The sequence below is a fragment of the Anaerotruncus massiliensis (ex Togo et al. 2026) genome (genome assembly GCF_900199635.1).
Lineage (GTDB): Bacteria > Bacillota > Clostridia > Oscillospirales > Ruminococcaceae > Anaerotruncus > Anaerotruncus massiliensis.
On the sequence record NZ_LT962687.1, the window covers coordinates 32,501 to 54,002 of the forward strand.

Below are 21,502 nucleotides of genomic sequence, written 5' to 3' on the forward strand. Positions count from 1 at the left end.
CGTCGCCGCAAAGCGGCGCTCCGGCGAAGCCGGGCAGCGAGCCGTATGGCTGGTGTATATGACGCTGAGGTCCCACCTGTTCCCATCCCGAACACAGAAGTTAAGCTCAGCGGTGCCGACAATACTTGGAGGGTGACTTCCCGGGAAGATAGGTCTATGCCAGCTCCTGCCAGCGTACAATTGTTTTGTACGCTGGCATCTCAAATTCTTCATATTCCTCCTTAGCTCAGTCGGTAGAGCATGCGGCTGTTAACCGCAGGGTCGTCTGTTCGAGCCAGACAGGGGGAGCCATTCGTTGGTGCATATGACGCTGAGGTCCCACCCGTTCCCATCCCGAACACGGAAGTTAAGCTCAGCGGTGCCGAAAATACTTGGAGGGAGACTTCCCGGGAAGATAGGACTGTGCCGGCGCAAAAAGCAGCAACAGCAATGTTGCTGTTTTTTCTTTTTCCCGGCCGCGGGCCCTTGCACCGGGGGGAGCGGAGTGATAGGATGAAAGAGAACTGAAAAAGAACGGAGCGGATGCGATATGGCCAACCTGACCGTTACGCTGGAAACGGTGGAAGCGCAAGAAATCCACGGCGTCTGGGGCAAATCGAGCGACCGGACGGTCTCGAAGGATATCCCCAGCCTCTCGGCGGAATATTATCGGGCCATCGGGAAAAAAGAGGGGGAGGTCCTGCCCCTTTATGTCCTCTCCCGGAATTACGACCCGCGGACGGAGGCGTTCGAGCTTTTGATTGCGGGGAATTTTGTGGCCCCGCCGCTCGCCGCCTTCACGCTGGAGGCGGGCCTTTACGCGCGGATCACCGTCCGCCCCAAGCTCGGGTTTCTGTGGGGCCCGGCGGTGGGGGAGGCCAAGCGATATTTCTATACGAAGTGGCTTCCCGGGAGCGGCTATGCGGCGCGCAACCTGGAATATGAGCTGCACACCGAAAAGAGCGTGGGCAAAGCCCCGTCGATCGACCTGCTCTTCGCGGTCCGCGGCAAGGACTGAGACCCAACGGCTAAAAAGAAGCCCCCCTTGCGGGGGGCTTCTTTTTTAGATGACGCCGAACCGGCGCAGCGCGTTTTGGATACCGTCGTGGTCGACGTCGTCGGTGACGTAGTCGGCGGCCTGCCGAACCTCCTCGCCCGCGTTTCCCATCGCGACGCCCACGCCCGCGAAGCGCAGCATCTCGATGTCGTTGCCGCCGTCCCCGAAGGCCATCGTATCCGAGGCCGGGATGCCGAAGTGGGCGAGCATCTTTTCAATCCCGATGCGTTTGGAGCCGCCGCGCGGGGTGATGTCGGAAAAGTAGGGGCTCCACCGGGTGGCGGCGCAGCCGGGCATCCGCGAGAGGGGGTAGGACTCCTCCTCGGGGGTGAGGAAAAAGTTAAGCTGGTAGACGTCGTGGTGGAGCGCGCGGTGGTAGTCCGCCACCTCGGGCAGCGGAAGATTCACCGCCTTGTGGGCCGAACGCATGTTGTCGTCGATCCGGTTGGCGTAGATCCGGTCCTTCTCCATGAAGAGGCAGGGGAAGGGATCGCGGTCGAGCAGCTCCACGAGTGCGCGGATGTCGGCGGGGGGCACGCAGTTCTGGTGGACCATGCCCTCCCGCGTATAGCAGTACTGTCCGTTGAGGGTGATGTAGCCGTCGTAGGGGAAGTCGCCGAGGACGTGCCCCTCCTGCATGACGGAGGTGTGCCGCCCGGTGGCGATGAAGAGGAGGACCCCCTTCCGGCGCGCCTCGTCAAGCGCGCGCCAGGTGCTTTCGGGGATGCGGTGGGTCGAAAAGCTCACCAGCGTCCCGTCGATGTCAAAGAAGATTGCCCGAATCAAGCAGAAACCCCGCCTTTCCGCCGCCCTCGGCGGCAAAAGTTTCAGAACTCCCGGTAGAGGGCGGCCACCCGCCCGAGGACGACCACATGGTCGGTATAGATCGGCTCCATCGCGTCGTTCTCCGGCTGGAGGCGGTAGCCGCCGTTCTCCTTGTAAAAGCGCTTGACGGTCGCCTCGTCGTCCACCAGCGCGACGACGATCTCGCCGTTGCGGGCGGTCTCGCAGCGCCGCGCCACGATCAGGTCGCCGTCGAAGATGCCGACGTTGATCATGCTGTCCCCCCGCACCCGCAGGGCGAAGAGCTCCTTCGCGTCCCCGTGCAGCGCGACGGGCAGGTAGTCCTCGATGACCTCCTCCGCCAGGATCGGCTGTCCGGCGGCCACCGTGCCGACGACGGGGACCCGCGTCACCTCGCTGTGGGGCAGGCGGATCGAGCGGTTGAGGTTGTCCTCCCGCAGGATGTACCCCTTCTCCTGGAGGCTCGTGAGGTAGCGGTGCACGGTCGAGGTCGATTTGATCCCCAGCCGCGCGCAGATCTCCCGGACGCTGGGGACCACGCCGGCGTCAATCGATGTACGGATAACCTCGAGAATGTCGGCCTCCCGCGGTGACAACTGCTGCATATGGGCACCTCCCGCATGGTTTGTTTTCGGTTCCAGTATAGCAGAAGACGTCCCAAAATGCAAACGTATGTTCTAAAAACTTTAACAGGATGAAACGGGTGTTACCAATATTCAAATTTCGTTTATAAAAAGAGTGACTTTTCTTTAAAAAGTAGCCATGAATCCTTAACAAACCACCCGGAAAAATGGTTATAATAAAGATGTACTCAAGATTAGCCGCAAACATTTTGAGTATCTCTACCCTCCTCAAAACACACCTCAAACAGCTTGGACCGGATGTTGCAGAGCATCCGGCCCTTTTTTTGCGCCGCGAGGGGTCCGGGCTGCCGGCTCAGATGGGCAGGCCGAGCACGCCGCGTGCGAGCCAGACGAATGCGCCGAGCAGGAGGACGAGCACCGGCTGGTGCAGCAGGTAGATCCAGAGGCTTTTGCGCCCGACCGTCTGGAGGGCGGGAAGGCGTCCCCGGTAGCAGAAAGAGGGCAGCCTGCCCGCGCGCGCCCACACCCCAAGATAGGACCCCGCGAAAAAGAGAAGGGTCCAGGGGAGGATGGGGAAGTAGTCGGCGGATTCAAACCAGGGCTGGGGAAACCCGAGGGGGAAGAGCCAGGGGCTGGCGGTGTACCAGCTTTCGGGCAGCTGCGCGGCGAGGGGCGGAAAGCCGAAGACGCCGTCCGGCACCCTCCGGCAGAAAAAGAAGAGGGTGAAAAAGAGGAGGAACCCGGCGGCGGTGGGGATCCGGTCGAGCAGGGGGCGCAACAGCGCGAAGAGGACCATGCTCGCGCCGAGCAGGTGGAGGATGCCAAAGCGGTCGGGCACCATCGGGAGCAGGCCGGTGACGAGGGTGATGAGCAGCCCGCAGGCAAAGCAGGCGAGCCCGCGCCGCAGGTTGCTGCGGGAGTAACGGGAGACAGCGCCCGAAATGAAGACGAAGAGCCCGGCGAAGAGGGGCTGCAGGAACTTCTGGAGCAGCGGCGCGTCGAAGATGGGGATCCTGACGCCGTAGACGGCGATCAGGTCGAAGGCGCCGTGGTAGATGACGACCAGCAGGATGGACAGGCCCCGCAGCTCGTCGAAGAGCAGGACGCGGCCGGGTTTCCCGGCGGAGTGGGACTGGGGCATGGCGCAAACCTCCTTGGAGAAAATGGAAAGGAACCACCGGTTCCGGCGGCGCGGCCGAAAACAGGGAAAAATTCCCTGCCTGCATTATAGCACAGCCGCGGGCTTTTGGGGAACTTCCGGCGGCAAAACGGCGGAAAACCCGCCGAAAGCCGGGGCGGGCGCGGGCCCGTCCTCCGGACAGGATAGCATGTCCGCGCCGCGAAAACGCGGCAAAAAAGGGGCCTCGCGGCCCCTTTCCCTCAAATCTTCGGAATGTACTGGTCGATGACGTCCCGCGCAGCGTCGGTGTCCGCGAGCATGAGCATGATGAGATAGCCGCCCTGCTCATAGATGACCGCGTCCTGCGCGATCTGGTGGGCGTCGTAGACGTCGTAGTTTTCAAACTCCTTGGCGCGGTTGAGCTTCACCTGCTCGAGCGCGTCGCGCACCTTGGGCTCCATCCCCTCGGACGGCTTGAGGATGAAGACGTCGGCCAGCCCGAAATCCCCCGAGGAAAAACGCACCCAGTAGCTGTCGAGCATCGAGACGTCGAGGAAAAATTTATCGGTCAGGTCGTCGTCCGACGCGTCGGCGAGCCCGCGGACGGTCACGTTCTCGTAGATTTTTTCGATCGCCGTTTCCGGTTCGGCGGTCTCCACAAGGGGACCGGCGCTTTCGACGGCGGCGTCCTGCCCGGGCCCCTCCGAACGGCAGCCCGTCAGGCAGAGGAGCAGCGCGCAGAGGAGCGCGATGGTTCTTTTCAAGGCGGAAGCCTCCCTTCCGGCCGTTTCGGCACCTTTTAAGTATAACGGATTTCCCCGGTTAGTCAAGCGGGCCGCCCGGGGCGCCCGCGTTCTTGCAAAAACCGCCGCGATTTGCTATCATTAGCAAAGGCGATTCTATAGGGAAAGGGCGTTTGACATGGATACGTTTTGGGGACTTTTGATCTTTTTCGGCGTGGCGGTGCTGGCCGCCGGCGCCGCGCTGGTGCTCTACAAAAAACTGCACCCCCGCACGGAGGATTCGGAGCGCAGGAAGGTTTCGCGCGCGCTGCGCAGTTTTGCCGCGCCGCGCGGCTACAAGGTGATCGACAGCCCCGTGCTCGTCTCGAACGGGCTTTCCGGCTGGGCGGACCACATCCTTGTGGGTTATTTCGGCGTTCTGCTCGTCTATGACCTCTGCTACGCCGGGGAATACTTCGGCGGGCCCGACGAGGAGCAGTGGGTCATCGCGGACGAAGGCAAGCGGTATTCGGTGCCCAACCCGCGCAGGGCGGCGGCCCAGTGCTCCGGCCGGGTGCTCACCCTCTGCCGGGACGCGGGGCACCGGGTGCCGGTCGAGCAGGTGGCGGTCATCACCTTTAACGGCAAGAAGACGATCAGCTATATCAAATCTCCGGAGGTCATCAAGATGGGCAAGCTGCGCGGCTACCTGAACCGCGCGCGGTTCGACGAGGACCGCGGGGTCAACGTCGAGGCGGTGACGGCGGTGCTGGAAGCCGCCCGGAAGAATTGAGGGGAGTAGGGATGGAAGAACGGTATCTGCTGGAACTGCGCGGCGTCAGCCGCCGCATCAGCAGCGAATTTTATCTGCGGGGGATCAACCTCGCGCTGCGCCCCGGCGAGGTGCACGCGCTGGTGGGGCGCAACGCCTCGGGCAAAAGCACCCTCTTTTCCACGATCATGGGCGTTTTTACGCCCGACAGAGGGCAGGTGCTGATCGACGGGCAGCCCGCCGAGATCCGAAACACCTCCGACGCGGTCAAAAACGGGCTGATCCTTGTGGCGCAGCACCAGCAGATGTTTGCGAACCTGCCGGTCTATGAGAACCTCTTTTTCGGCAACGAGCTGCGCATGGGCGGCAAGCTCGGGCTGGTGGACAACAGGCGGATGCTCCACCGGTGCGAGGAGGTCTTCCGCCAGATGAACGTCCAGATCGACCCGCGCGCGCCGATGGGCAACCTCACCGACGCGGAACGCCAGCTCACGGCGATCGCCCGCGCGATCGTCACCGACGGGCGGATCATCCTGCTGGACGAGCCCTCCACCCACCTCAACGAGAGCGAAAAGCAGCGGCTTTACGACGCGATTGCCGGGCTCAAGCAGGAGGGCCGCGCCTTCCTGATCATTTCCCACGACCTGAACGAGGTGCTCGCGGTCGCGGACACGATCTCGGTCATGGAGGACGGGGAGATCGTGCGCAGCGCGCCCGCCGGTGAATTCGACGAGAAGGCGCTGATTGAGGCGGTCTACGGCATCAAGTCGGAAAACATCTATTACCGCGAGCGTCCGGAGGCCGGGAAGGAGGTCCTGCGCCTCGAGGACTTCTCGGGGCCGAACTTCTCCGGCGTGAGCCTTTCGCTGCGCGCCGGGCAGGTGACCGCGTTCATGGGCGGCGCCCAGTCGGGCAAGCTCAGCGTCGCGCGCAGCCTCGCGGGACTCGGAAAGACGACGGGGAAAATCTTCTTAAACGGCGCCCCGCTGGAGATTCCCTCGCCGATCACGGCGGTGCGGGCGGGCATCGTGCTCGCCTCCAGCCAGGAGGACGAGGAGGAGATCCGCGAAAGCGAGATCGCGGTCAACGCGGGCAAGCAGGACACCTCCGCCAGCCGCATGGCAATCTCCGCCAAACGGCTGATGGCCAGCGTGGGCAAGGCCCTCGGCAACTACGTCATGCTCCGGCCGCAGCAGGAGTACATCACGGGCGGCAACCGCCAACGGGAGCTGGTGGAACGCGCGATGCGCAAGCAGGCGTTCGTCTACCTGCTCTGCGAGCCGACCGCCGGCGTGGACATCCCCGCGAAAATGCGGCTCTATTTTGAGATGAACAAGCTCCTCCAGAAGGGCGCGGCCGTCCTCTGGCTCACCGCCGACATCGACGAGGCGTTCGGCCTCTGCGACAACATCGCCGTCATGCGGGATGGCGGGCTCGCGCTGAGCGGCTCCGCCGCCGAGCTTTCCCGCGGGGCGGTGCAGGAGGCGATCGGGGCAGCCGCTCAGTGAGCGGAGGAAGTTGTCGGTAGTCGACCGACAGCGAGTTCCTTTCTTGCTTGCCCAAGAAAGGAACCAAAGAAGGGCACGAGGGGCTTAGGCGGCCTGCCCGGGCTGCGCCCGGAGCGCGCTACGCGCGACGGCCGATCTCCGGCCTAAGAGCCGCCTTCGGCGGTTGGCCTCCGAAACGCGGTCTGCGGACCGCAGTCGCGGGCGCTCCGCCCCGCGACCCCGGCTTGAGTCCGCTTCGCGGACCCGGCCCTGCGGGCCGGATTCTCTACAAGGATGGCCTGCGGCCAAATCCCTGCGACCCCAACGCCGCCTCCGGTTGGCCTGCGGCCAAAGTCGGCGGCGCCCGGTTCACGGATCAATAGGCAAGTTTACCGCATCCCGCCCGCCGCCGCGCCGCGGGCGCAATGCCTCTGCCCGAGAGTCTCCGGAACCGTACCGGGAGTGCTTCCGGGGAGACACGCGTAGCACACCATGCGCATGTTAGGAGCGCCGCCCACGGGCGGCGCTCCTTTTTGGCAGCTCTCCTGTTCCTGTGTTGGGAGCGCCCGCAACCTGAATTGAGCCCTCAGCTGGTGTACCTGTGGGGAGTGACGGTAGTCTGCGGGTACTGGCAAGGTACTCCCGGGGGTTTCTCAAGGGGACTGGCGGAAGTCCCCTTGAGCGCCCTTCTTCCGCCGACTTCTTGGGCGCGCAAGAAGTCGGCCCGCCCGCCGGGGCGGGTCCCGGCAATCTCCGCTGCCGAAGGCGGCACATCTGGAGCGCCCCGGAGGGGCGCGTAAAAAGGCGCTCTGCCCGCAGGGCGGAAAATTGAAAACCGCCGTGCGATGAGCGGCAAATCCAAAACATGGCCCCGGGGCGGGACCCGGCAATCCCCGCCGCCGAAGGCGGCACAACCAGAGCACCCCGCCCGCAGGGCGGCAGATCCATTGGGAAGAACCACCGAAATCTGCATGTCCGGAAGGCTCATCCTGCAAAAAAACGGCGAATTTGCCTCCCAAAGGGAGAATAAGATTGACTGGGGCGGCGGTTTGAAATATAATGGTATCAATATTTTCATTACGCTGCCCAAGTAAATTGGGTGGAAGGGGAGGTTTTACAATTGGCAAGGGCATACAATTTTTCGGCGGGCCCGTCGATGCTGCCCGAGAGCGTGCTGGCGAAAGCGGCCTCGGAGATGCTCGACTACCAGGGCACCGGCGAATCGGTCATGGAGATGAGCCACCGCTCGAAGGAGTACCAGGCGATCATCGACGGCTGCGAGGCGCTGCTGCGCGAGGTCATGGGAATCCCGGACAACTATAAGGTGCTCTTTTTGCAGGGCGGCGCGTCCAGCCAGTTCGCGATGGTCCCGATGAACCTGATGACGGGTTCCGGCAAGGCCGACTTCGTGATCACCGGCCAGTGGGCCACCAAGGCGTACAAGGAGGCGTCCCGGTACGGAGACTGCAAGGCGGTCGCCTCCTCCAAGGACAAGACGTTCTCCTACATCCCCAAGCTCGATCCGGCCGAGTTCCGGCCCGACGCGGATTATTTCCACATCTGCCTCAACAACACGATCTACGGCACCGTCTGGCATGAGCTGCCCGACACCGGCAGCGTTCCGCTCGTGGCGGACGTCTCCTCCTGCATCCTCTCCGAGCCGATCGACGTGAGCCGCTTCGGCCTGCTCTACGCGGGCGCGCAGAAAAACATGGGCCCCGCGGGGCTGACCGTCGTCATCGTGCGGGAGGACCTCGTCGGGAAGGCGATGGAGAGCACGCCGACCATGTTCAACTACCAGACCCATGTGGATAACGGCTCGATGTTCAACACCCCGCCGACCTATGCGATCTACATCTGCAAGCTCGTGCTCGAGTGGCTCAAAAACGAGGTCGGCGGCCTTGCCGGGATGAAGAAGATCAACGAGAAGAAGGCGGGCCTCCTCTACGATTTCCTCGACCGGTCGAAGCTCTTCAAGGGCACCGTCGCCAAAGAGGACCGCTCCCTCATGAACATCCCCTTTGTCACCGGCAGCGACGAGCTCGACGCGAAGTTCGTGTCCGAGGCGAAGGCCGCCGGGTTCCTCAACCTCAAGGGCCACCGTTCGGTGGGCGGCATGCGCGCCTCGATCTACAACGCGATGCCGGTCGAGGGCGTGGAAAAACTGGTTGCGCTGATGGCAAAGTTTGAGGAGGTGAACGGCTGATGTACAACATTAAAACGCTCAATAAGATCAGCCCCAACGGGCTGGACGTCTTTGACCGCAACAAATACCGCATCGGCGACGACGTGGAGGACCCCAACGGCATCCTCGTGCGCTCGGCCGCGATGCATGAGATGGAGCTGCCCGAATCCCTGCTCGCGGTCGCGCGGGCAGGCGCGGGAGTCAACAACATCCCCATCGACCGGTGCAGCGAACAGGGCATCGTCGTCTTCAACACCCCGGGCGCGAACGCGAACGCGGTCAAGGAGCTGGTCGTCTGCGCGCTGCTCATGTCCGCGCGCAAGATTTACCCCTCGATGGTGTGGACGCAGTCCCTCAAGGGCCAGGGCGGCGAGGTCGGCAAGCTCGTCGAAAAGGGCAAGAGCCAGTTCGTCGGCCCCGAGCTCGCCGGCAAGAGCCTCGGCGTGATCGGCCTGGGCGCGATCGGCACCCGCATCGCCAACTTCGCCCGCCACCTCGACATGGAGGTGTGGGGCTACGACCCCTACCTGTCGGTCGAGAACGCGTGGAACGTCTCCCGCAGCATCAAGCACGCTAACAGCCTCAAGGAGATCTATGAGAACTGCGACTTCATCACCCTGCACATCCCCTCCACGCCCGAGACCAAGGGGATGATCAACTCCGAGTCGATCCAGATGATGAAGCACGGCGTCAGGCTCTTAAACTTTGCGCGCGGCGATCTGGTGGTCAATGAGGACCTGCTCGCGGGACTGGAGGAGAAGCAGGTCCGCTGCTACTTCACCGACTTCCCCAGCGAGGACCTGCTCGGCCATCCGGGCGTGCTGGTGATCCCCCACCTCGGCGCGTCCACGCCCGAGAGCGAGGACAACTGCGCGCGCATGGCCGCCGAAGAGCTCGTCGACTACCTCGAGAACGGCAACATCCGCAACTCGGTCAACCTGCCGTCCGTCTCGATGCCGCGCAGCGGGGACAGCCGCATCACCCTCATCCACCGGAACATCCCCGCGATGCTCACCCAGTTTGCCCCCGTCCTCTCGGACAGCGGACTCAACATCGAAAACCTCACCAACAAATCCAAGAAGGACTACGCCTACACGATGGTCGACGTCAAGGGCTGCATCAGCGATGAGATCATCGCCAAGCTCCGCGACATCGAAGGCGTCATCCGCGTCAACATCTACCGGTAACCGCGATTTCAAAACGCCCCCTGCGCCGCAGGGGGCGTTTCTTTTCCCCGGTGCGCAAAAACAAAAGGCGAGGATGAGGGAGCCTGAGAGAGCATGGAGGCGTGCGGATAAGATCAGGGGATCAGCCAGGGCGGACGGATGCCGGGGGATGCGGGGGGAACGGAAAAGAGATTCTTTAGCGGTTGTGGAATCCGTGCGGAATGTGGTACAATATGTTCAAGCGGAATCCGGATTACAAAAGCCGCTCAGATAAAAGATGAAAGTGAGGGTTGCCGGCATGAATATGCTTTCCTGGTGGCAGCAGTACGCGCCGATCGTCTGGCTGCTGCTGGCCATTGCGTTCGCGGTGTCCGAGGGCCTGACCGTCCAGCTCGTATCGATCTGGTTCGCGGTGGGCGCGGCGGTTACCGCGGCGGAAGCGGCGCTGCTCGACGTGTCGTGGGTGGTCCAGCTTTGGACGTTCGTGATCGTCTCGGCCGTCCTGCTGATCGGCACCCGGCCGATCGCCAAAAACCTGCTCCATGTCAAAAAGGAGAGCACCAACGCCGACCGGTTCATCGGGCAGGTGGGGGTCGTCACCGATCCGATCGACAACGACCTCTCCGCGGGACGCGCGCGGGTCGGCGGGCTCGATTGGTCGGCGCGCTCCAGCGACGGGGCCGACATCCCCGCCGGAGAAAAGATCAGGGTGCTCGCCATCGACGGCGTCAAGCTGATCGTCGAGCCTTACAGCAAACAAACCGAATCATAAGGAGGACACGCAACATGTTGGGAATCATTCTGGGCATCCTGGTATTGATCGTCCTGATCGTCGTGATCACAAACATCAAGATCGTCCCGCAGGCGTCGGTCTACGTCGTCGAGCGCCTGGGCGCCTACTACGCGACCTGGGAGACCGGCCTGCACTTCAAGATGCCGTTCTTCGACCGGATCGCCAAGCGCGTCTCCCTCAAGGAGCAGGTCGCGGACTTCGCGCCCCAGCCGGTCATCACCCGCGACAACGTCACCATGCAGATTGACACGGTCGTCTTTTACCAGGTGACCGACGCCAAGCTCTACACCTACGGCGTCGAGCGCCCGCTCTCCGCCATCGAGAACCTGACCGCTACCACCCTGCGTAACATCATCGGCGAGATGGAGCTCGACAGCACCCTCTCCTCGCGCGACGTCATCAACACCAAGATCACCGCGATCCTCGACGAGGCGACGGACAAATGGGGCATCAAGGTCAATCGCGTCGAGCTCAAGAACATCCTGCCGCCGCGCGAGATCCAGGACGCGATGGAGAAGCAGATGAAGGCGGAGCGCGAGCGCCGCGAATCGATTCTGCGCGCCGAGGGCGAAAAGCGCAGCCAGATCCTCGTGGCCGAGGGTGAAAAGGAGTCCGCCATCCTGCGCGCCGAGGCGGAAAAACAGTCCGCCATCCTGCGCGCCGAAGGCGTCAAGGAGCAGAAGATCCGCGAGGCGCAGGGCGAGGCGGAGGCCATCGCGCTGGTGCAGAAGGCGAACGCCGACGCGCTGCGCGTCCTGACCGAGGCCAACGCGAGCGACAAGGTCGTCCAGCTCAAGAGTCTCGAGGCGTTCGCCAAGGCCGCCGACGGCAAGGCCACCAAGATCATCATCCCCAGCGAAATCCAGTCGCTGGCCGGCATGGCCTCCTCCCTCAAGGAGCTCGTCTCCGACAGGTGAGAAATTCCCGTAAAGGCAACAAAAGGGACGGGCGCGAGCCCGTCCCTTTGCGGCTGATGTATAAAAATCACTCGGCGCGGAAAAGCTCCTGCGTGTAGGTGGGGACCACCCGGCCGCCCGCCGGGACTGTGACGAAATCGTCCCCCTCCCAGCCGCCCGCGAGCAGCCGCGCGAGCAGCGCGGGGTCGATCTCCTCCGCGAAGTAATCCCAGCCGTTTTTCCGGGCCGCGGCGCGCGCCTCGATGCTCTCGTCGGGAAGCCCGAGGGTGGTGTCCGCGAGATAGCAGAGAGCGGAGCAGTCGGCGCGCGGGGTGAAGAAGAGCTCCTCCGCGCAGAGCGGGGCCCGCCAGCAGAGCTCGCCGCCGTGCAGGCCGAAGAGGCCGCGGTAGCGGGGCGCGCCGCCGAGCAGCAGGGAAACGCAGTTATGTACGCGCGGCAGAACGAGCGGGACGGTTCCCGCCGCGAGGCCCTCCCCGTCCAGCAGCTCCGCGCCGTCCGCGAGCAGCAGCGCGTCAAAGCCCTCCGCGCGTGCGATCCGCTCACGCAGGAATGCGGGCCGGTCGGCGCGGGCCGCGGGCAGATAGACCGGCTCCAGCCGATGGGGAGAGGCGGAGAGCATGCGTTCGATGACGGGGCGCAGGGGGATGCTGGCGATCAGGTTGAGCTTCATCGGTTGTTCACATCCAATTCATGATTTCTAGTTTGAGTTTAGCCCATAAACGCCCCGGGTTCAATGCAAAGAATCTGGAAAAAAGATTGCCGCCCCCGCAGGGGCGCGGAAAGCCCCGGACAAAGGGGGAAGGGAGCAGGCGGATGATCGAAAACAATGTGGAAAAAAAGCAGCGCGCGGTGCTCGTCGCGGTGGACACGGGGGAGTATGACGCGCGGGTGTCCCTCGACGAGCTTGAGGAGCTTGCCGTAACCGCCGGCGCGGAGACCGCCGCCAAGGTGCTCCAGAAGCGGAGTGGCTTCGACCCGGCCACGGTGATCGGTAGCGGGCGGCTTTCGGAGATCGCGGAATTCTGCAGGGGGGACGGCGCGGACCTCGTCGTCTTCGACTGCGAGCTCTCCCCGGCGCAGATGCGCAACATCGAGGACGCGTGCGGCGTGCCGGTCATCGACCGCACCACCCTCATCCTCGACATCTTCGCCCAGCGCGCCGTCACCGCCGAGGGAAAATTGCAGGTCGAGCTGGCGCAGCTGCGCTACCGGCTGCCCCGGCTCACGGGGCTGGGGGGCGCGCTCTCCCGGCTGGGCGGCGGCATCGGCACGCGCGGCCCGGGCGAAAGCCAGCTCGAAACCGACCGCCGGCACATCCGGCGGCGGATCGCCGCGCTGCAGGACCAGCTCGCCGAGCTGGAAAAGCGGCGGGGACTCCTGCGCGCCCGCCGCAAAAAGGAGGGGATCACGACCGTTGCGATCGTCGGCTACACCAACGTCGGCAAATCGACCCTCCTGAACGCCCTGACCAACGCGGGAGTGCTCGTCGAGGACAAGCTCTTCGCAACCCTCGACCCGACCTCGCGCGCGCTCTCCCTGCCGGACGGGCGGGAGGTCCTGCTGATCGACACGGTCGGGCTGGTGCGGCGGCTGCCCCACCAGCTTGTCGAGGCGTTCAAATCCACCCTCGAGGAGGCGGCGAACGCCGACCTGCTCTGGTGCGTGTGCGACGCCTCCTCCGACGAGACGGACGAGCAGGTGGCCGTCACCCGCCGTCTGATGGAGGAGCTCGGCGTGGGCGACAAGCCGATGCTCGTGCTGCTCAACAAATGCGACCTCATCTCCGAGGCGCCGCTCCTCTTTGGGGAGCGCACCGTCCTGCTCTCGGCGAAAACCGGCTTTGGCTTCGACGACCTGCTCCAGAAGACCGCCGCCGCCCTTGCGCCCACCCATCGGCGGCTGCGCCTGCTCATCCCCTACGACCGCTCGGGACTGGTCAATGAGATCATGGCGGGCGGCAAGGTCTTTTCGCAGGAGTACACGCCCGAAGGAACCAGTCTCGACGCGCTCGTCGACGTGAGGATTCTGCACAAGGTGGCGGAGTTTGCCCTGCACGGGGAGTGATTTTTTGCCGCCCGGGGAGCGGCGGAGTTCCTCCTGGGGGTTTCCGCCCGAGGGGCGGAGGGTTTTTTCGCGTCTCGTAGAGACGCTCTGAATGAGCCGCCTTTGGCGGCGGGGATTGCCGGGTCCCACCGGCAGGGGGCCTCCATGGGCTTGCCGCTCAGTGAGCGGCAGAGTTGCCGGGTCCCGCCCCGGCGGGCGGCCCCATTTCTTGTGCGGACAAGAAATGGGGGAAAGAAGCCGCAGGGGGCTTGGGCGGCCTGCCCGGGCTGCGCCTGGAGCGCGCTACGCGCGACGGCCGCTCGCGGGCGCTCCGCCCCGCGACCCCGGCTTGAGTCCGCTTCGCGGACCCGGCCCTGTGGGCCGGATTCTCTATAAGGATGGCCTGCGGCCAAATCTCCTTGACCCCCGCGCCGCCTCCAGTTGGCCTTCGGCCAAAGTCGGCGGCACCCTGCCACGGATGAACGGACGGGTGTACAGCAACCCGCCCGCCGCCGCGCCACGGGCGCAATGCCTCTGCCGGCGAGTCTCCGGAACCGTATCGGTAGTTCCCATAGGGGAGGCACGTCCGCTTTTGCGTGGCGCGCAGCGCCCGCGGGGAGGCGGAAAACTGCGCGGCTTCGCCGCGCACGCGCGCAAGGCGCGCGAACGCCCGGAACGGGCGTTGTTTTCCGCCGGGCGGTTTTGCCGAGCCTTCCGGCAGCCGTTGTTGGGAGAACGGAATCTGCCATATCAAAAGAGGCCGTCCAGTCGGACGGCCTCTTTTTTATGAGGGTTGACGGAAAGACGGCGAGTGCACCGCCGCGTTGCCGCACGGGCGGAGCTGGCGGCGGCGCACCACGCCCGGCCTGCATCAAAAGTTTCGGGGGTCCAGGGGGAACTCTTCAAAGTTCCCCCTGGTAGGCGCCCAGGATTTCGGAGACGTACATGATATGGTAATCCTTTTCGGGATACCAGCGGGTATCGGGCTCGTGGTCGAGGAAGCAGGCGGGGTCCATCGGCTGGCGGTAGAGCTTGCGGCAGGTGAGCGCGAGTTCCGACTGCGCGAGCACCGGCGCGCCGTCGAGTGCGACGGCCTCGAAGCCGCAGACGGCGAGCTTCTCCTCCGCACGGCCCGAGTGGGACCCGCAGTAGTTCATCTGCTGGCGGTACTGCTCGGGCAAAAAGCAGACGGAAAACCGTTCGCTCCGGTCGAGCAGCTCGCGGGTGAACCGCTGGGGCCTCAAAAAGACCCAGGTGACCGGGCGGTTCCACATAATGCCCACGCCGCCCCAGCTCGCGACCATAGTGTTGACCTTTTCGCCCGACTGGGTGGTGATCATCGCCCATTTGTGGTGGATCGCTTCAAATGGGTTGACGGCCAGTTCGTAGGGGGATATTTTCTGCATATTCTATCATTCCTTCCGTATGTATTCTTCCATGTAATCCCTATTATAGCACGCCCTTTCCGCGAAAAGAACCTCTTTTTGTGCAACTTTACCCAATTAAATTTTTATGATGCTGAATATTTATACGTAAAAATGCTTGCATTTGCATAAATATAATGTATAATAGGGGTATCGAATGAATGATTAACCAACGGAGGAATGAAATATGGAACAGAAATTCAATAAAGTCGTTTTGGCGTATTCCGGCGGTCTGGATACCTCGGTCATCATCCCCTGGCTCAAGGAGCATTACGGCTGCGAGGTGATCGCGGTCGCGGCCAACGTCGGGCAGGGCATGGGCGAGCTCGAGGGGCTTGAGGAGAAGGCGATCAAGACGGGCGCCTCCAAATGCTACATCGAGGACCTCACCGAGGAATTCGTCAACGATTTTATCGTCCCGACCGTCAAGGCGGGCGCGGTCTACGAGGGCAAATACCTGCTGGGCACCTCCTTTGCGCGGCCGGTCATCGCGAAACGGCTGGTTGAGATCGCCAAGAAGGAGGGCGCCGACGCGATCGTCCACGGCTGCACCGGCAAGGGCAACGACCAGGTGCGGTTCGAGCTGACAATCAAGGCGTTCGCCCCCAACATGCCGATCATCGCCCCGTGGCGGTTCTGGGAGCTCAACTCGCGGGAAAAGGAGATCGCCTACGCGGAGGAGCACAATGTCCCGCTCAAGATTAACCGGGAGACCAACTACTCCAAGGACAAGAACCTCTGGCATCTGTCGCACGAGGGCCTCGACCTCGAGGACCCCGCGAATGAGCCGGACTACGATAAAATCCTCGAGATGGGCGTTTCGCCCGAGAAGGCCCCCGACAAGCCCACCTATGTGACGCTGAGCTTTGAAAAGGGCGTGCCGGTCGCGGTCGACGGCCAGAAGATGAAGCCGGTCGACATCATCTATAAGCTCAATGAGCTGGGCGGCAAAAACGGCATCGGCATCATCGACATGGTCGAAAACCGGCTGGTCGGCATGAAGAGCCGGGGCGTCTACGAGACCCCGGGCGGCACCATCCTCTATGCGGCCCACCAGTCGCTCGAGGAGATCACCCTCGACAAGGAGACCCAGCACTACAAGATGCAGATGGGCATCAAGTACAGCGAGCTCGTCTACAACGGCCAGTGGTACACGCCGCTGATGGAGGCGCTCAACGCCTTTGTCGACAAGACGCAGGAGACGGTGACCGGCGACGTGAAGCTCAAGCTCTACAAGGGCAACATCATGAACGCCGGCATGACCTCCCCGCACTCCCTCTATTCGGAGGAGATCGCCACCTTCGGCGAGGACCACGTCTACGACCAGGCGGATTCCGCAGGCTTCATCAACCTCTTCGGCCTGCCGATCAAGGTCAAGGCGCTGCTCGACGAAAAGAAGATCAAATAAAGAAACTGCACAGAGTTTTTAGCCGTAACGCGGGGACGTCTGCCTTCCGCGTTACAGGCATTTCACAACGCGTAAAGGAGAAGCCGGTATATGAAGATGTGGGCGGGACGGTTTTCCAAAGAGGTCGACGACCGGGTAAACGACTTCAATTCCTCCATCCGGTTCGACTGCCGGATGTATGAGCAGGATATCAAGGGCTCGCTGGCGCACGCCGCGATGCTCGCGGCGCAGGGGATCATCCCGCAGGAGGACGCGGACGCGATCGCGCAGGGGCTCGAGGGCATCCTCGCGGATCTAAAAAGCGGCGCGCTCGTCTTCGACCCCGGCGCGGAGGACATCCACATGTTCGTCGAGGCGGAGCTCACAAAGCGGATCGGCGGCGCGGGAAAGCGCCTGCACACCGCGCGCAGCCGCAACGACCAGGTCGCGCTCGACCTGCGGCTGACGCTGCGGGAGGAGGCAAAGGAGATCAAAGCCCTGCTGCTCGCGCTCATTTCGGAGCTGCGTGACCGGGCGGCGGAGCACCTCGACACGGTCATGCCCGGCTACACCCATTTGCAGCGGGCGCAGCCGGTGACCTTCGCCCACCACCTGGCGGCCTACGCCAGCATGTTTTCGCGCGACGTGGGGCGGGTGTCCGACGCGGCGGGGCGGATGGAATTCTGTCCGCTCGGCTCGGGTGCGCTCGCCGGGACGACCTACCCGATCGACCGGCAGCGGACGGCGGCGGCGCTCGGCTTTACGGCCCCGACGGCCAACTCGCTCGACGGGGTGTCCGACCGGGACTTCTGCATCGAGCTGGCGAATGCGATCGCGGTCATCATGATGCACCTGTCGCGCTTTTCGGAGGAGATCGTGGCGTGGTGCTCGTGGGAATTCAAGTTCATCGAGCTTGACGACGCCTTTGCGACCGGGTCGTCGATCATGCCGCAGAAGAAAAACCCCGACGTGGCCGAGCTGGTGCGCGGCAAGACGGGGCGGGTCTACGGCGATCTGATGACGCTGCTCACGATGATGAAGGGGCTTCCGCTCGCCTATAACAAGGATATGCAGGAGGACAAGGAGGCCGTCTTCGACGCGGTGGACACGGTGAAGCTCTGCCTCAAGACCTTCACGCCGATGCTCCACACGATGACGGTGTTAAAGGAAAACATGCGCGCGGCGGCGGCGAAGGGGTTCATCAACGCGACCGACTGCGCCGACTACCTGACCAAGAAGGGGGTTCCCTTCCGCGACGCATACAAGATCACCGGCGGGCTGGTGGCGGAGTGCATCCGCCGGGGACTGACGCTGGAAACCCTGCCGCTGGAGGACTACCGGGCGGCGAGCGGGGTCTTCGCGGAGGACGTGTACGGCGCGATCAACCTGGAAACCTGCGTGAAGGGCCGGCTCAGCGAGGGCGGGCCGTCGCCCGACGCGGTGAAAAAACAGCTTGCGCTGATCGCAAAGTTTTTGGAAGAGAACCAAAACTAAAGTTTTGGTCAAGCTTTTTCAAAAGCTTGCGGGTTGTCAGGGCGGGGCCCTGACACGCGGCGCGCACGCCGCAAGATGCTTTGCCCCCGGACCCCACGGCCTTTGAAAAGGCCGGCGAAATGTTTGATGATTTGAGGTGTTCCCATGGAGAAGATCAAAGCGGGCGTCATCGGCGCCACCGGCTACGCGGGACTTGAGATCGTGCGGCTGCTCCTCTCCCACCCTTTTGTCGAGGTCGCGGCCGTCTCCTCCGTCTCCTTTGAGGGGCGGGCGATCAGCGAAATCTATCCGCAGCTCACCGGCATCTTCGGCGAGACCCTCGCCAATGACGCCGCCGTCGCCGACCGCTGCGACGTCGTCTTTGGCTCGCTGCCCGCCGGGCTCTCCGAGCCCATCGCGCGCCGGTGCTTCGACGCGGGCAAGCTCTACATCGATATGGGCGCGGATTTCCGCCTCAAAAACGAGGCGGATTACAAGCAGTGGTACGGCAAGGACTACGCCGATCCCGCGCTGCATGAGGCCGCCGTCTACTGCATCCCCGAGCTGCACCGGGCGAGGCTCGCGGGCGCGAAGCTCATCGGCAACCCCGGATGCTATCCCACCTCCATCGCCCTCGGCCTCGCTCCCGCCGTGAAGGCCGGCGCCATCGACCCCGCCACCCTCGTCATCGACTCCAAGTCGGGCGCGACCGGCGCGGGCCGCGGCCTCGCCCTCAACACCCACTACACCGAGTGCAACGAGGCGTTCGCGCCCTACAAGGTCGCCTCCCACCGCCACACCCCCGAGATCGAGCAGACCCTTTCCGAGCTCGCCGGGCGGGAGGTGAGGGTCACCTTCGTGCCGCATTTGCTGGCCGTCAACCGGGGCATCGTCTCGACGATGTACGCGAATTTCATGCCCGGCTTCGACCTCGCGGCCGTGCGGGTGCTCTATGAGGGATTCTACCGAGGCGAGGAATTTGTCAGGGTGCTGCCCGACGGGGCGGCCGCGAACCTCAAGAACGTCAAATATTCCAACTACTGCCACATCTCCCTGCACGCCGACGCCCATACCGGCCGCCTGATCGTCGTCTCGACGATCGACAACATGGTCAAGGGCGCGGCCGGGCAGGCGATCCAGAATATGAATATCGCGCTCGGGCTCGAGGAGGATGCGGGGCTCCGCATTATCCCGCCCGCGTTTTGAGCATGAAGGAGTGAACCAGCATGTCCTATACATTCGTCGAGGGCGGCGTCTGCGCCGCCAAAGGCTTTTCGGCGGGCGCCGTCCACGCCGGCATCCGCAAAAACCGCACCAAAAACGACCTCGCGCTCATCGTGAGCAAGAAATCCTGCGCCGCCGCCGCGATCTATACGCAGAACAAGGTCAAGGGCGCGCCCATCCTCGTGACGCAGGCGCATTTGAAGGACGGCCGCGCGAGGGCGTTCCTCTGCAACTCCGGCAACGCCAACACCTGCAACGCCGACGGCGTCGACATCGCGAACGCCATGTGCGGCAGCGCGGCCGCCGCACTGAAAATCTCCCCCGCCGACGTGATCGTCGCGTCGACCGGGGTCATCGGCCAGCCGCTGCCGCTTTCCCCGATCACCGCCGCCATGCCCGCGCTGGCCGCTTCCCTCTCGGAGACGGGGAGCGCGGACGCCGCCGAGGCGATCATGACCACCGACACCAGGCGCAAGGAGGTCGCGGTGCGGTTCCCGCTCGGCGGAAAAACCTGCACGATCGGCGGCATCGCCAAGGGCTCGGGGATGATCCATCCCAATATGGCCACCATGCTCTGCTTTGTCACGACCGACGCGGCCATCGCCCCGGCCCTGCTCCAGAAGGCGCTCAAATGCGTCGCGGACGAGACCTTCAACATGGTTTCGGTCGACGGGGACACCTCCACCAACGACATGCTCTCCATCCTCGCAAACGGCGAGGCGGGCAACCCGGAGATCGCCTCGATGGACGCCGACTATTACCACTTCGCGCAGGGGCTCATGATGGTCTGCCGCCAGATCGCCAAGGAGCTGGCCGCCGACGGCGAGGGCGCGTCCAAGCTGCTCGAGTGCACCGTCACCGGAGCGCCCGACAAGGAAACCGCCAAAAAGGTCGCCAAATCGGTCGTCTGCTCGAGCCTCTTTAAGGCCGCGATGTTCGGCGAGGACGCCAACTGGGGCCGTATCCTCTGCGCGATCGGTTACACCGACGCGGAGTTCGAGATCGACCGGGTGGCGGTGACGCTCGCCTCCGACGCGGGCAGCGTCCACGTCTGCGAAAACGGCGCGGGCGTTCCATTCAGCGAGGAGGAAGCCAAGAAGGTCCTCGGAGAAAAGGAGATCCGCATCGAGGTCGACATGGGGCAGGGCGGGGAATCCGCCACCGCATGGGGCTGCGATTTGACCTATGACTATGTGAAGATCAACGGCGATTACCGCACCTGACCGGCGGCTAACGGCGCGGGGCGGCGCCCCTTCGGCCGCGCGCTCCGGTTGCGTACACACGTACGCGGCCCTCGCGCGCTTCCTCGCCGCCTTGCCCCACATCCGTTTTCCGCGGTCAGGCGGCGCGGCGGGAGATCCTTCGGCACGGGCGGACGGCAACCAATTGGGAGGAGAGGGATAGCATGCAGATTACGAATTCCGATAAGGCGCAGGTGCTCGCGGAGGCGCTGCCCTATATCCAGGACTACGCGGGCAAGGTGGTCGTCGTCAAGTACGGCGGCAACGCGATGGTAGACGGCGCGCTCAAGGCCGCCGTCATGAGCGACATCGTGCTGCTCTCGCTCGTCGGCATCAAGATCGTATTGGTGCACGGCGGCGGGCCCGAGATCACCGAGACGCTCAAGGCCATCGGCAAGGAGAGCCGGTTCATCGGCGGCCTGCGCTACACCGACGAGGAGACCCTCAAGGTGGCGCAGATGGTGCTCGCGGGCAAGACCAACAAGGACCTCGTCAACCTGCTCGAGCAGCAGGGGGGCCGGGCGATCGGTCTCTGCGGCATTGACGGCCGGATGATCTCGGCCAAAAAGATCGAGGGTGAGGCCGACCTCGGCTATGTCGGGGAGGTCACGGGCGTCGACGCGACCGTGCTGCGCGACGCGCTCGACCGGGGCTACATCCCCGTCATCGCCACCCTCGGCTGCGGGGAGGACGGCACCGTCTACAACATCAACGCCGATTCGGCGGCCTGCCGTATCGCCGCCGAGCTGCACGCCGAAAACCTCATCTCCATGACCGACGTGCGCGGACTGCTCCGCAACAGGGACGACGAAAACACGCTGATCCCCGAGGTCAAGGTCAGCGAGGTGCCCCTGCTCGTGCGGCAGGGGGTCATCGCGGGCGGTATGATCCCCAAGGTGGAGTGCTGCGTCGAGGCGGTGCGCCGCGGCGTCAAGCGCGCCTTCATTATCGACGGGCGCATCCCCCACTCGATCCTCATCGAGCTCATGACCAACGAAGGCATCGGCACGATGTTCTTAGGATAGCGGCTGGGGGAACCAGGGGGACTTTGAAAAGTCCCCCTGGACCCCGAAACTTTTGGTTCAGGCGGGACGCGCCGCGACGCCGCGCGCGCGTCCCGTGAG

Annotated in this window: 19 protein-coding genes, 1 tRNA gene and 2 rRNA genes; 16 read left to right on the forward strand and 6 right to left on the reverse strand. The window is 63.9% G+C overall.

Annotated elements, in window-relative coordinates; all coding sequences use genetic code 11:
- Nucleotides 1–48: 48 nt before the first annotated feature.
- From rrf (C1A13_RS00685) to C1A13_RS00700, 4 genes are all read left to right on the forward strand, one after another.
- Nucleotides 49–165 (forward strand): 5S ribosomal RNA (gene rrf / locus C1A13_RS00685).
- Nucleotides 166–215: 50 nt separating this feature from the next.
- A tRNA-Asn gene (locus C1A13_RS00690) sits at nucleotides 216–291 on the forward strand.
- Between the two features lie 3 nt (nucleotides 292–294).
- A 5S ribosomal RNA gene (gene rrf, locus C1A13_RS00695) occupies nucleotides 295–411 on the forward strand.
- Between the two features lie 118 nt (nucleotides 412–529).
- Nucleotides 530–997, forward strand: a complete 468-nt coding sequence (locus tag C1A13_RS00700) for a GyrI-like domain-containing protein (protein WP_101548160.1) — start codon at nucleotides 530–532, stop codon at nucleotides 995–997.
- Between the two features lie 45 nt (nucleotides 998–1,042).
- On the opposite strand, the gene C1A13_RS00705 is transcribed toward C1A13_RS00700, so the two are convergent.
- From C1A13_RS00705 to C1A13_RS00720, 4 genes are all read right to left on the reverse strand, one after another.
- Nucleotides 1,043–1,822 (reverse strand): Cof-type HAD-IIB family hydrolase, encoded by a 780-nt coding sequence (locus tag C1A13_RS00705; protein ID WP_101548162.1) that lies wholly within the window; start codon nucleotides 1,820–1,822, stop codon nucleotides 1,043–1,045.
- 41 nt (nucleotides 1,823–1,863) lie between these two features.
- A complete protein-coding gene (lexA, locus tag C1A13_RS00710; protein WP_101548165.1) occupies nucleotides 1,864–2,445 on the reverse strand; it encodes a transcriptional repressor LexA in 582 nt (193 codons plus the stop codon).
- A gap of 331 nt (nucleotides 2,446–2,776) precedes the next feature.
- Nucleotides 2,777–3,565 carry a heparan-alpha-glucosaminide N-acetyltransferase domain-containing protein gene (locus C1A13_RS00715; RefSeq protein WP_101548167.1) on the reverse strand — a complete coding sequence of 263 codons (789 nt, stop codon included), beginning with the start codon at nucleotides 3,563–3,565 and terminating at the stop codon, nucleotides 2,777–2,779.
- A gap of 239 nt (nucleotides 3,566–3,804) precedes the next feature.
- Nucleotides 3,805–4,308: a DUF4358 domain-containing protein gene (locus C1A13_RS00720; RefSeq protein WP_172439108.1), complete on the reverse strand. Its 504-nt coding sequence runs from the start codon at nucleotides 4,306–4,308 to the stop codon at nucleotides 3,805–3,807.
- 157 nt (nucleotides 4,309–4,465) lie between these two features.
- On the opposite strand from C1A13_RS00720, the gene C1A13_RS00725 reads away from it, so the two are divergent.
- From C1A13_RS00725 to C1A13_RS00750, 6 genes are all read left to right on the forward strand, one after another.
- The gene (locus C1A13_RS00725) at nucleotides 4,466–5,059 is read left to right on the forward strand and encodes a nuclease-related domain-containing protein (protein ID WP_146021659.1); all 594 of its coding nucleotides are present in this window, start codon (nucleotides 4,466–4,468) and stop codon (nucleotides 5,057–5,059) included.
- An 11-nt stretch (nucleotides 5,060–5,070) separates the two neighbouring features.
- On the forward strand, nucleotides 5,071–6,546 hold the full coding sequence (locus C1A13_RS00730) for an ATP-binding cassette domain-containing protein (protein WP_101548173.1): 1,476 nt from the start codon (nucleotides 5,071–5,073) through the stop codon (nucleotides 6,544–6,546).
- A 1,099-nt stretch (nucleotides 6,547–7,645) separates the two neighbouring features.
- Nucleotides 7,646–8,731 (forward strand): 3-phosphoserine/phosphohydroxythreonine transaminase, encoded by a 1,086-nt coding sequence (serC, locus tag C1A13_RS00735; protein ID WP_101548175.1) that lies wholly within the window; start codon nucleotides 7,646–7,648, stop codon nucleotides 8,729–8,731.
- On the forward strand, nucleotides 8,731–9,897 hold the full coding sequence (locus C1A13_RS00740; protein WP_101548177.1) for a phosphoglycerate dehydrogenase: 1,167 nt from the start codon (nucleotides 8,731–8,733) through the stop codon (nucleotides 9,895–9,897). Before serC ends, C1A13_RS00740 begins: the two co-directional genes overlap by 1 nt.
- A gap of 277 nt (nucleotides 9,898–10,174) precedes the next feature.
- On the forward strand, nucleotides 10,175–10,648 hold the full coding sequence (locus tag C1A13_RS00745; protein WP_172439109.1) for an NfeD family protein: 474 nt from the start codon (nucleotides 10,175–10,177) through the stop codon (nucleotides 10,646–10,648).
- A 14-nt stretch (nucleotides 10,649–10,662) separates the two neighbouring features.
- Entirely contained in the window at nucleotides 10,663–11,586 is a 924-nt protein-coding gene (locus tag C1A13_RS00750; protein WP_101548188.1) for an SPFH domain-containing protein, read from the forward strand.
- A 67-nt stretch (nucleotides 11,587–11,653) separates the two neighbouring features.
- On the opposite strand, the gene C1A13_RS00755 is transcribed toward C1A13_RS00750, so the two are convergent.
- Nucleotides 11,654–12,256 carry a DUF1638 domain-containing protein gene (locus C1A13_RS00755; protein ID WP_101548191.1) on the reverse strand — a complete coding sequence of 201 codons (603 nt, stop codon included), beginning with the start codon at nucleotides 12,254–12,256 and terminating at the stop codon, nucleotides 11,654–11,656.
- A gap of 143 nt (nucleotides 12,257–12,399) precedes the next feature.
- On the opposite strand from C1A13_RS00755, the gene hflX reads away from it, so the two are divergent.
- On the forward strand, nucleotides 12,400–13,650 hold the full coding sequence (gene hflX / locus C1A13_RS00760; protein WP_172439110.1) for a GTPase HflX: 1,251 nt from the start codon (nucleotides 12,400–12,402) through the stop codon (nucleotides 13,648–13,650).
- A gap of 881 nt (nucleotides 13,651–14,531) precedes the next feature.
- Here the strand turns inward: hflX and C1A13_RS00765 are convergent.
- Nucleotides 14,532–15,035 carry a flavin reductase family protein gene (locus C1A13_RS00765; protein ID WP_101548195.1) on the reverse strand — a complete coding sequence of 168 codons (504 nt, stop codon included), beginning with the start codon at nucleotides 15,033–15,035 and terminating at the stop codon, nucleotides 14,532–14,534.
- A 205-nt stretch (nucleotides 15,036–15,240) separates the two neighbouring features.
- On the opposite strand from C1A13_RS00765, the gene C1A13_RS00770 reads away from it, so the two are divergent.
- From C1A13_RS00770 to argB, 5 genes are all read left to right on the forward strand, one after another.
- Nucleotides 15,241–16,461: an argininosuccinate synthase gene (locus tag C1A13_RS00770; protein ID WP_101548197.1), complete on the forward strand. Its 1,221-nt coding sequence runs from the start codon at nucleotides 15,241–15,243 to the stop codon at nucleotides 16,459–16,461.
- A gap of 90 nt (nucleotides 16,462–16,551) precedes the next feature.
- Entirely contained in the window at nucleotides 16,552–17,934 is a 1,383-nt protein-coding gene (gene argH, locus C1A13_RS00775) for an argininosuccinate lyase (RefSeq protein ID WP_101548200.1), read from the forward strand.
- A 144-nt stretch (nucleotides 17,935–18,078) separates the two neighbouring features.
- Entirely contained in the window at nucleotides 18,079–19,119 is a 1,041-nt protein-coding gene (gene argC, locus C1A13_RS00780; RefSeq protein ID WP_101548202.1) for an N-acetyl-gamma-glutamyl-phosphate reductase, read from the forward strand.
- A gap of 20 nt (nucleotides 19,120–19,139) precedes the next feature.
- Nucleotides 19,140–20,360, forward strand: a complete 1,221-nt coding sequence (gene argJ, locus C1A13_RS00785) for a bifunctional glutamate N-acetyltransferase/amino-acid acetyltransferase ArgJ (protein ID WP_101548204.1) — start codon at nucleotides 19,140–19,142, stop codon at nucleotides 20,358–20,360.
- A 182-nt stretch (nucleotides 20,361–20,542) separates the two neighbouring features.
- Nucleotides 20,543–21,403, forward strand: a complete 861-nt coding sequence (gene argB, locus C1A13_RS00790) for an acetylglutamate kinase (protein ID WP_101548206.1) — start codon at nucleotides 20,543–20,545, stop codon at nucleotides 21,401–21,403.
- The last annotated feature ends 99 nt before the right edge of the window (nucleotides 21,404–21,502 follow it).

What these genes read in the sequence shown, in the direction of transcription:
- C1A13_RS00700 (WP_101548160.1), top strand. Translation starts at nt 530, where the DNA reads ATGGCCAACCTGACCGTTACGCTGGAAACGGTGGAAGCGCAAGAAATC.
- lexA (WP_101548165.1), bottom strand. Translation starts at nt 2,445, where the DNA reads ATGCAGCAGTTGTCACCGCGGGAGGCCGACATTCTCGAGGTTATCCGT.
- C1A13_RS00715 (WP_101548167.1), bottom strand. Translation starts at nt 3,565, where the DNA reads ATGCCCCAGTCCCACTCCGCCGGGAAACCCGGCCGCGTCCTGCTCTTC.
- C1A13_RS00725 (WP_146021659.1), top strand. Translation starts at nt 4,466, where the DNA reads ATGGATACGTTTTGGGGACTTTTGATCTTTTTCGGCGTGGCGGTGCTG.
- C1A13_RS00730 (WP_101548173.1), top strand. Translation starts at nt 5,071, where the DNA reads ATGGAAGAACGGTATCTGCTGGAACTGCGCGGCGTCAGCCGCCGCATC.
- C1A13_RS00740 (WP_101548177.1), top strand. Translation starts at nt 8,731, where the DNA reads ATGTACAACATTAAAACGCTCAATAAGATCAGCCCCAACGGGCTGGAC.
- C1A13_RS00745 (WP_172439109.1), top strand. Translation starts at nt 10,175, where the DNA reads ATGAATATGCTTTCCTGGTGGCAGCAGTACGCGCCGATCGTCTGGCTG.
- C1A13_RS00750 (WP_101548188.1), top strand. Translation starts at nt 10,663, where the DNA reads ATGTTGGGAATCATTCTGGGCATCCTGGTATTGATCGTCCTGATCGTC.
- C1A13_RS00755 (WP_101548191.1), bottom strand. Translation starts at nt 12,256, where the DNA reads ATGAAGCTCAACCTGATCGCCAGCATCCCCCTGCGCCCCGTCATCGAA.
- hflX (WP_172439110.1), top strand. Translation starts at nt 12,400, where the DNA reads ATGATCGAAAACAATGTGGAAAAAAAGCAGCGCGCGGTGCTCGTCGCG.
- C1A13_RS00765 (WP_101548195.1), bottom strand. Translation starts at nt 15,035, where the DNA reads ATGCAGAAAATATCCCCCTACGAACTGGCCGTCAACCCATTTGAAGCG.
- C1A13_RS00770 (WP_101548197.1), top strand. Translation starts at nt 15,241, where the DNA reads ATGGAACAGAAATTCAATAAAGTCGTTTTGGCGTATTCCGGCGGTCTG.
- argH (WP_101548200.1), top strand. Translation starts at nt 16,552, where the DNA reads ATGAAGATGTGGGCGGGACGGTTTTCCAAAGAGGTCGACGACCGGGTA.
- argC (WP_101548202.1), top strand. Translation starts at nt 18,079, where the DNA reads ATGGAGAAGATCAAAGCGGGCGTCATCGGCGCCACCGGCTACGCGGGA.
- argJ (WP_101548204.1), top strand. Translation starts at nt 19,140, where the DNA reads ATGTCCTATACATTCGTCGAGGGCGGCGTCTGCGCCGCCAAAGGCTTT.
- argB (WP_101548206.1), top strand. Translation starts at nt 20,543, where the DNA reads ATGCAGATTACGAATTCCGATAAGGCGCAGGTGCTCGCGGAGGCGCTG.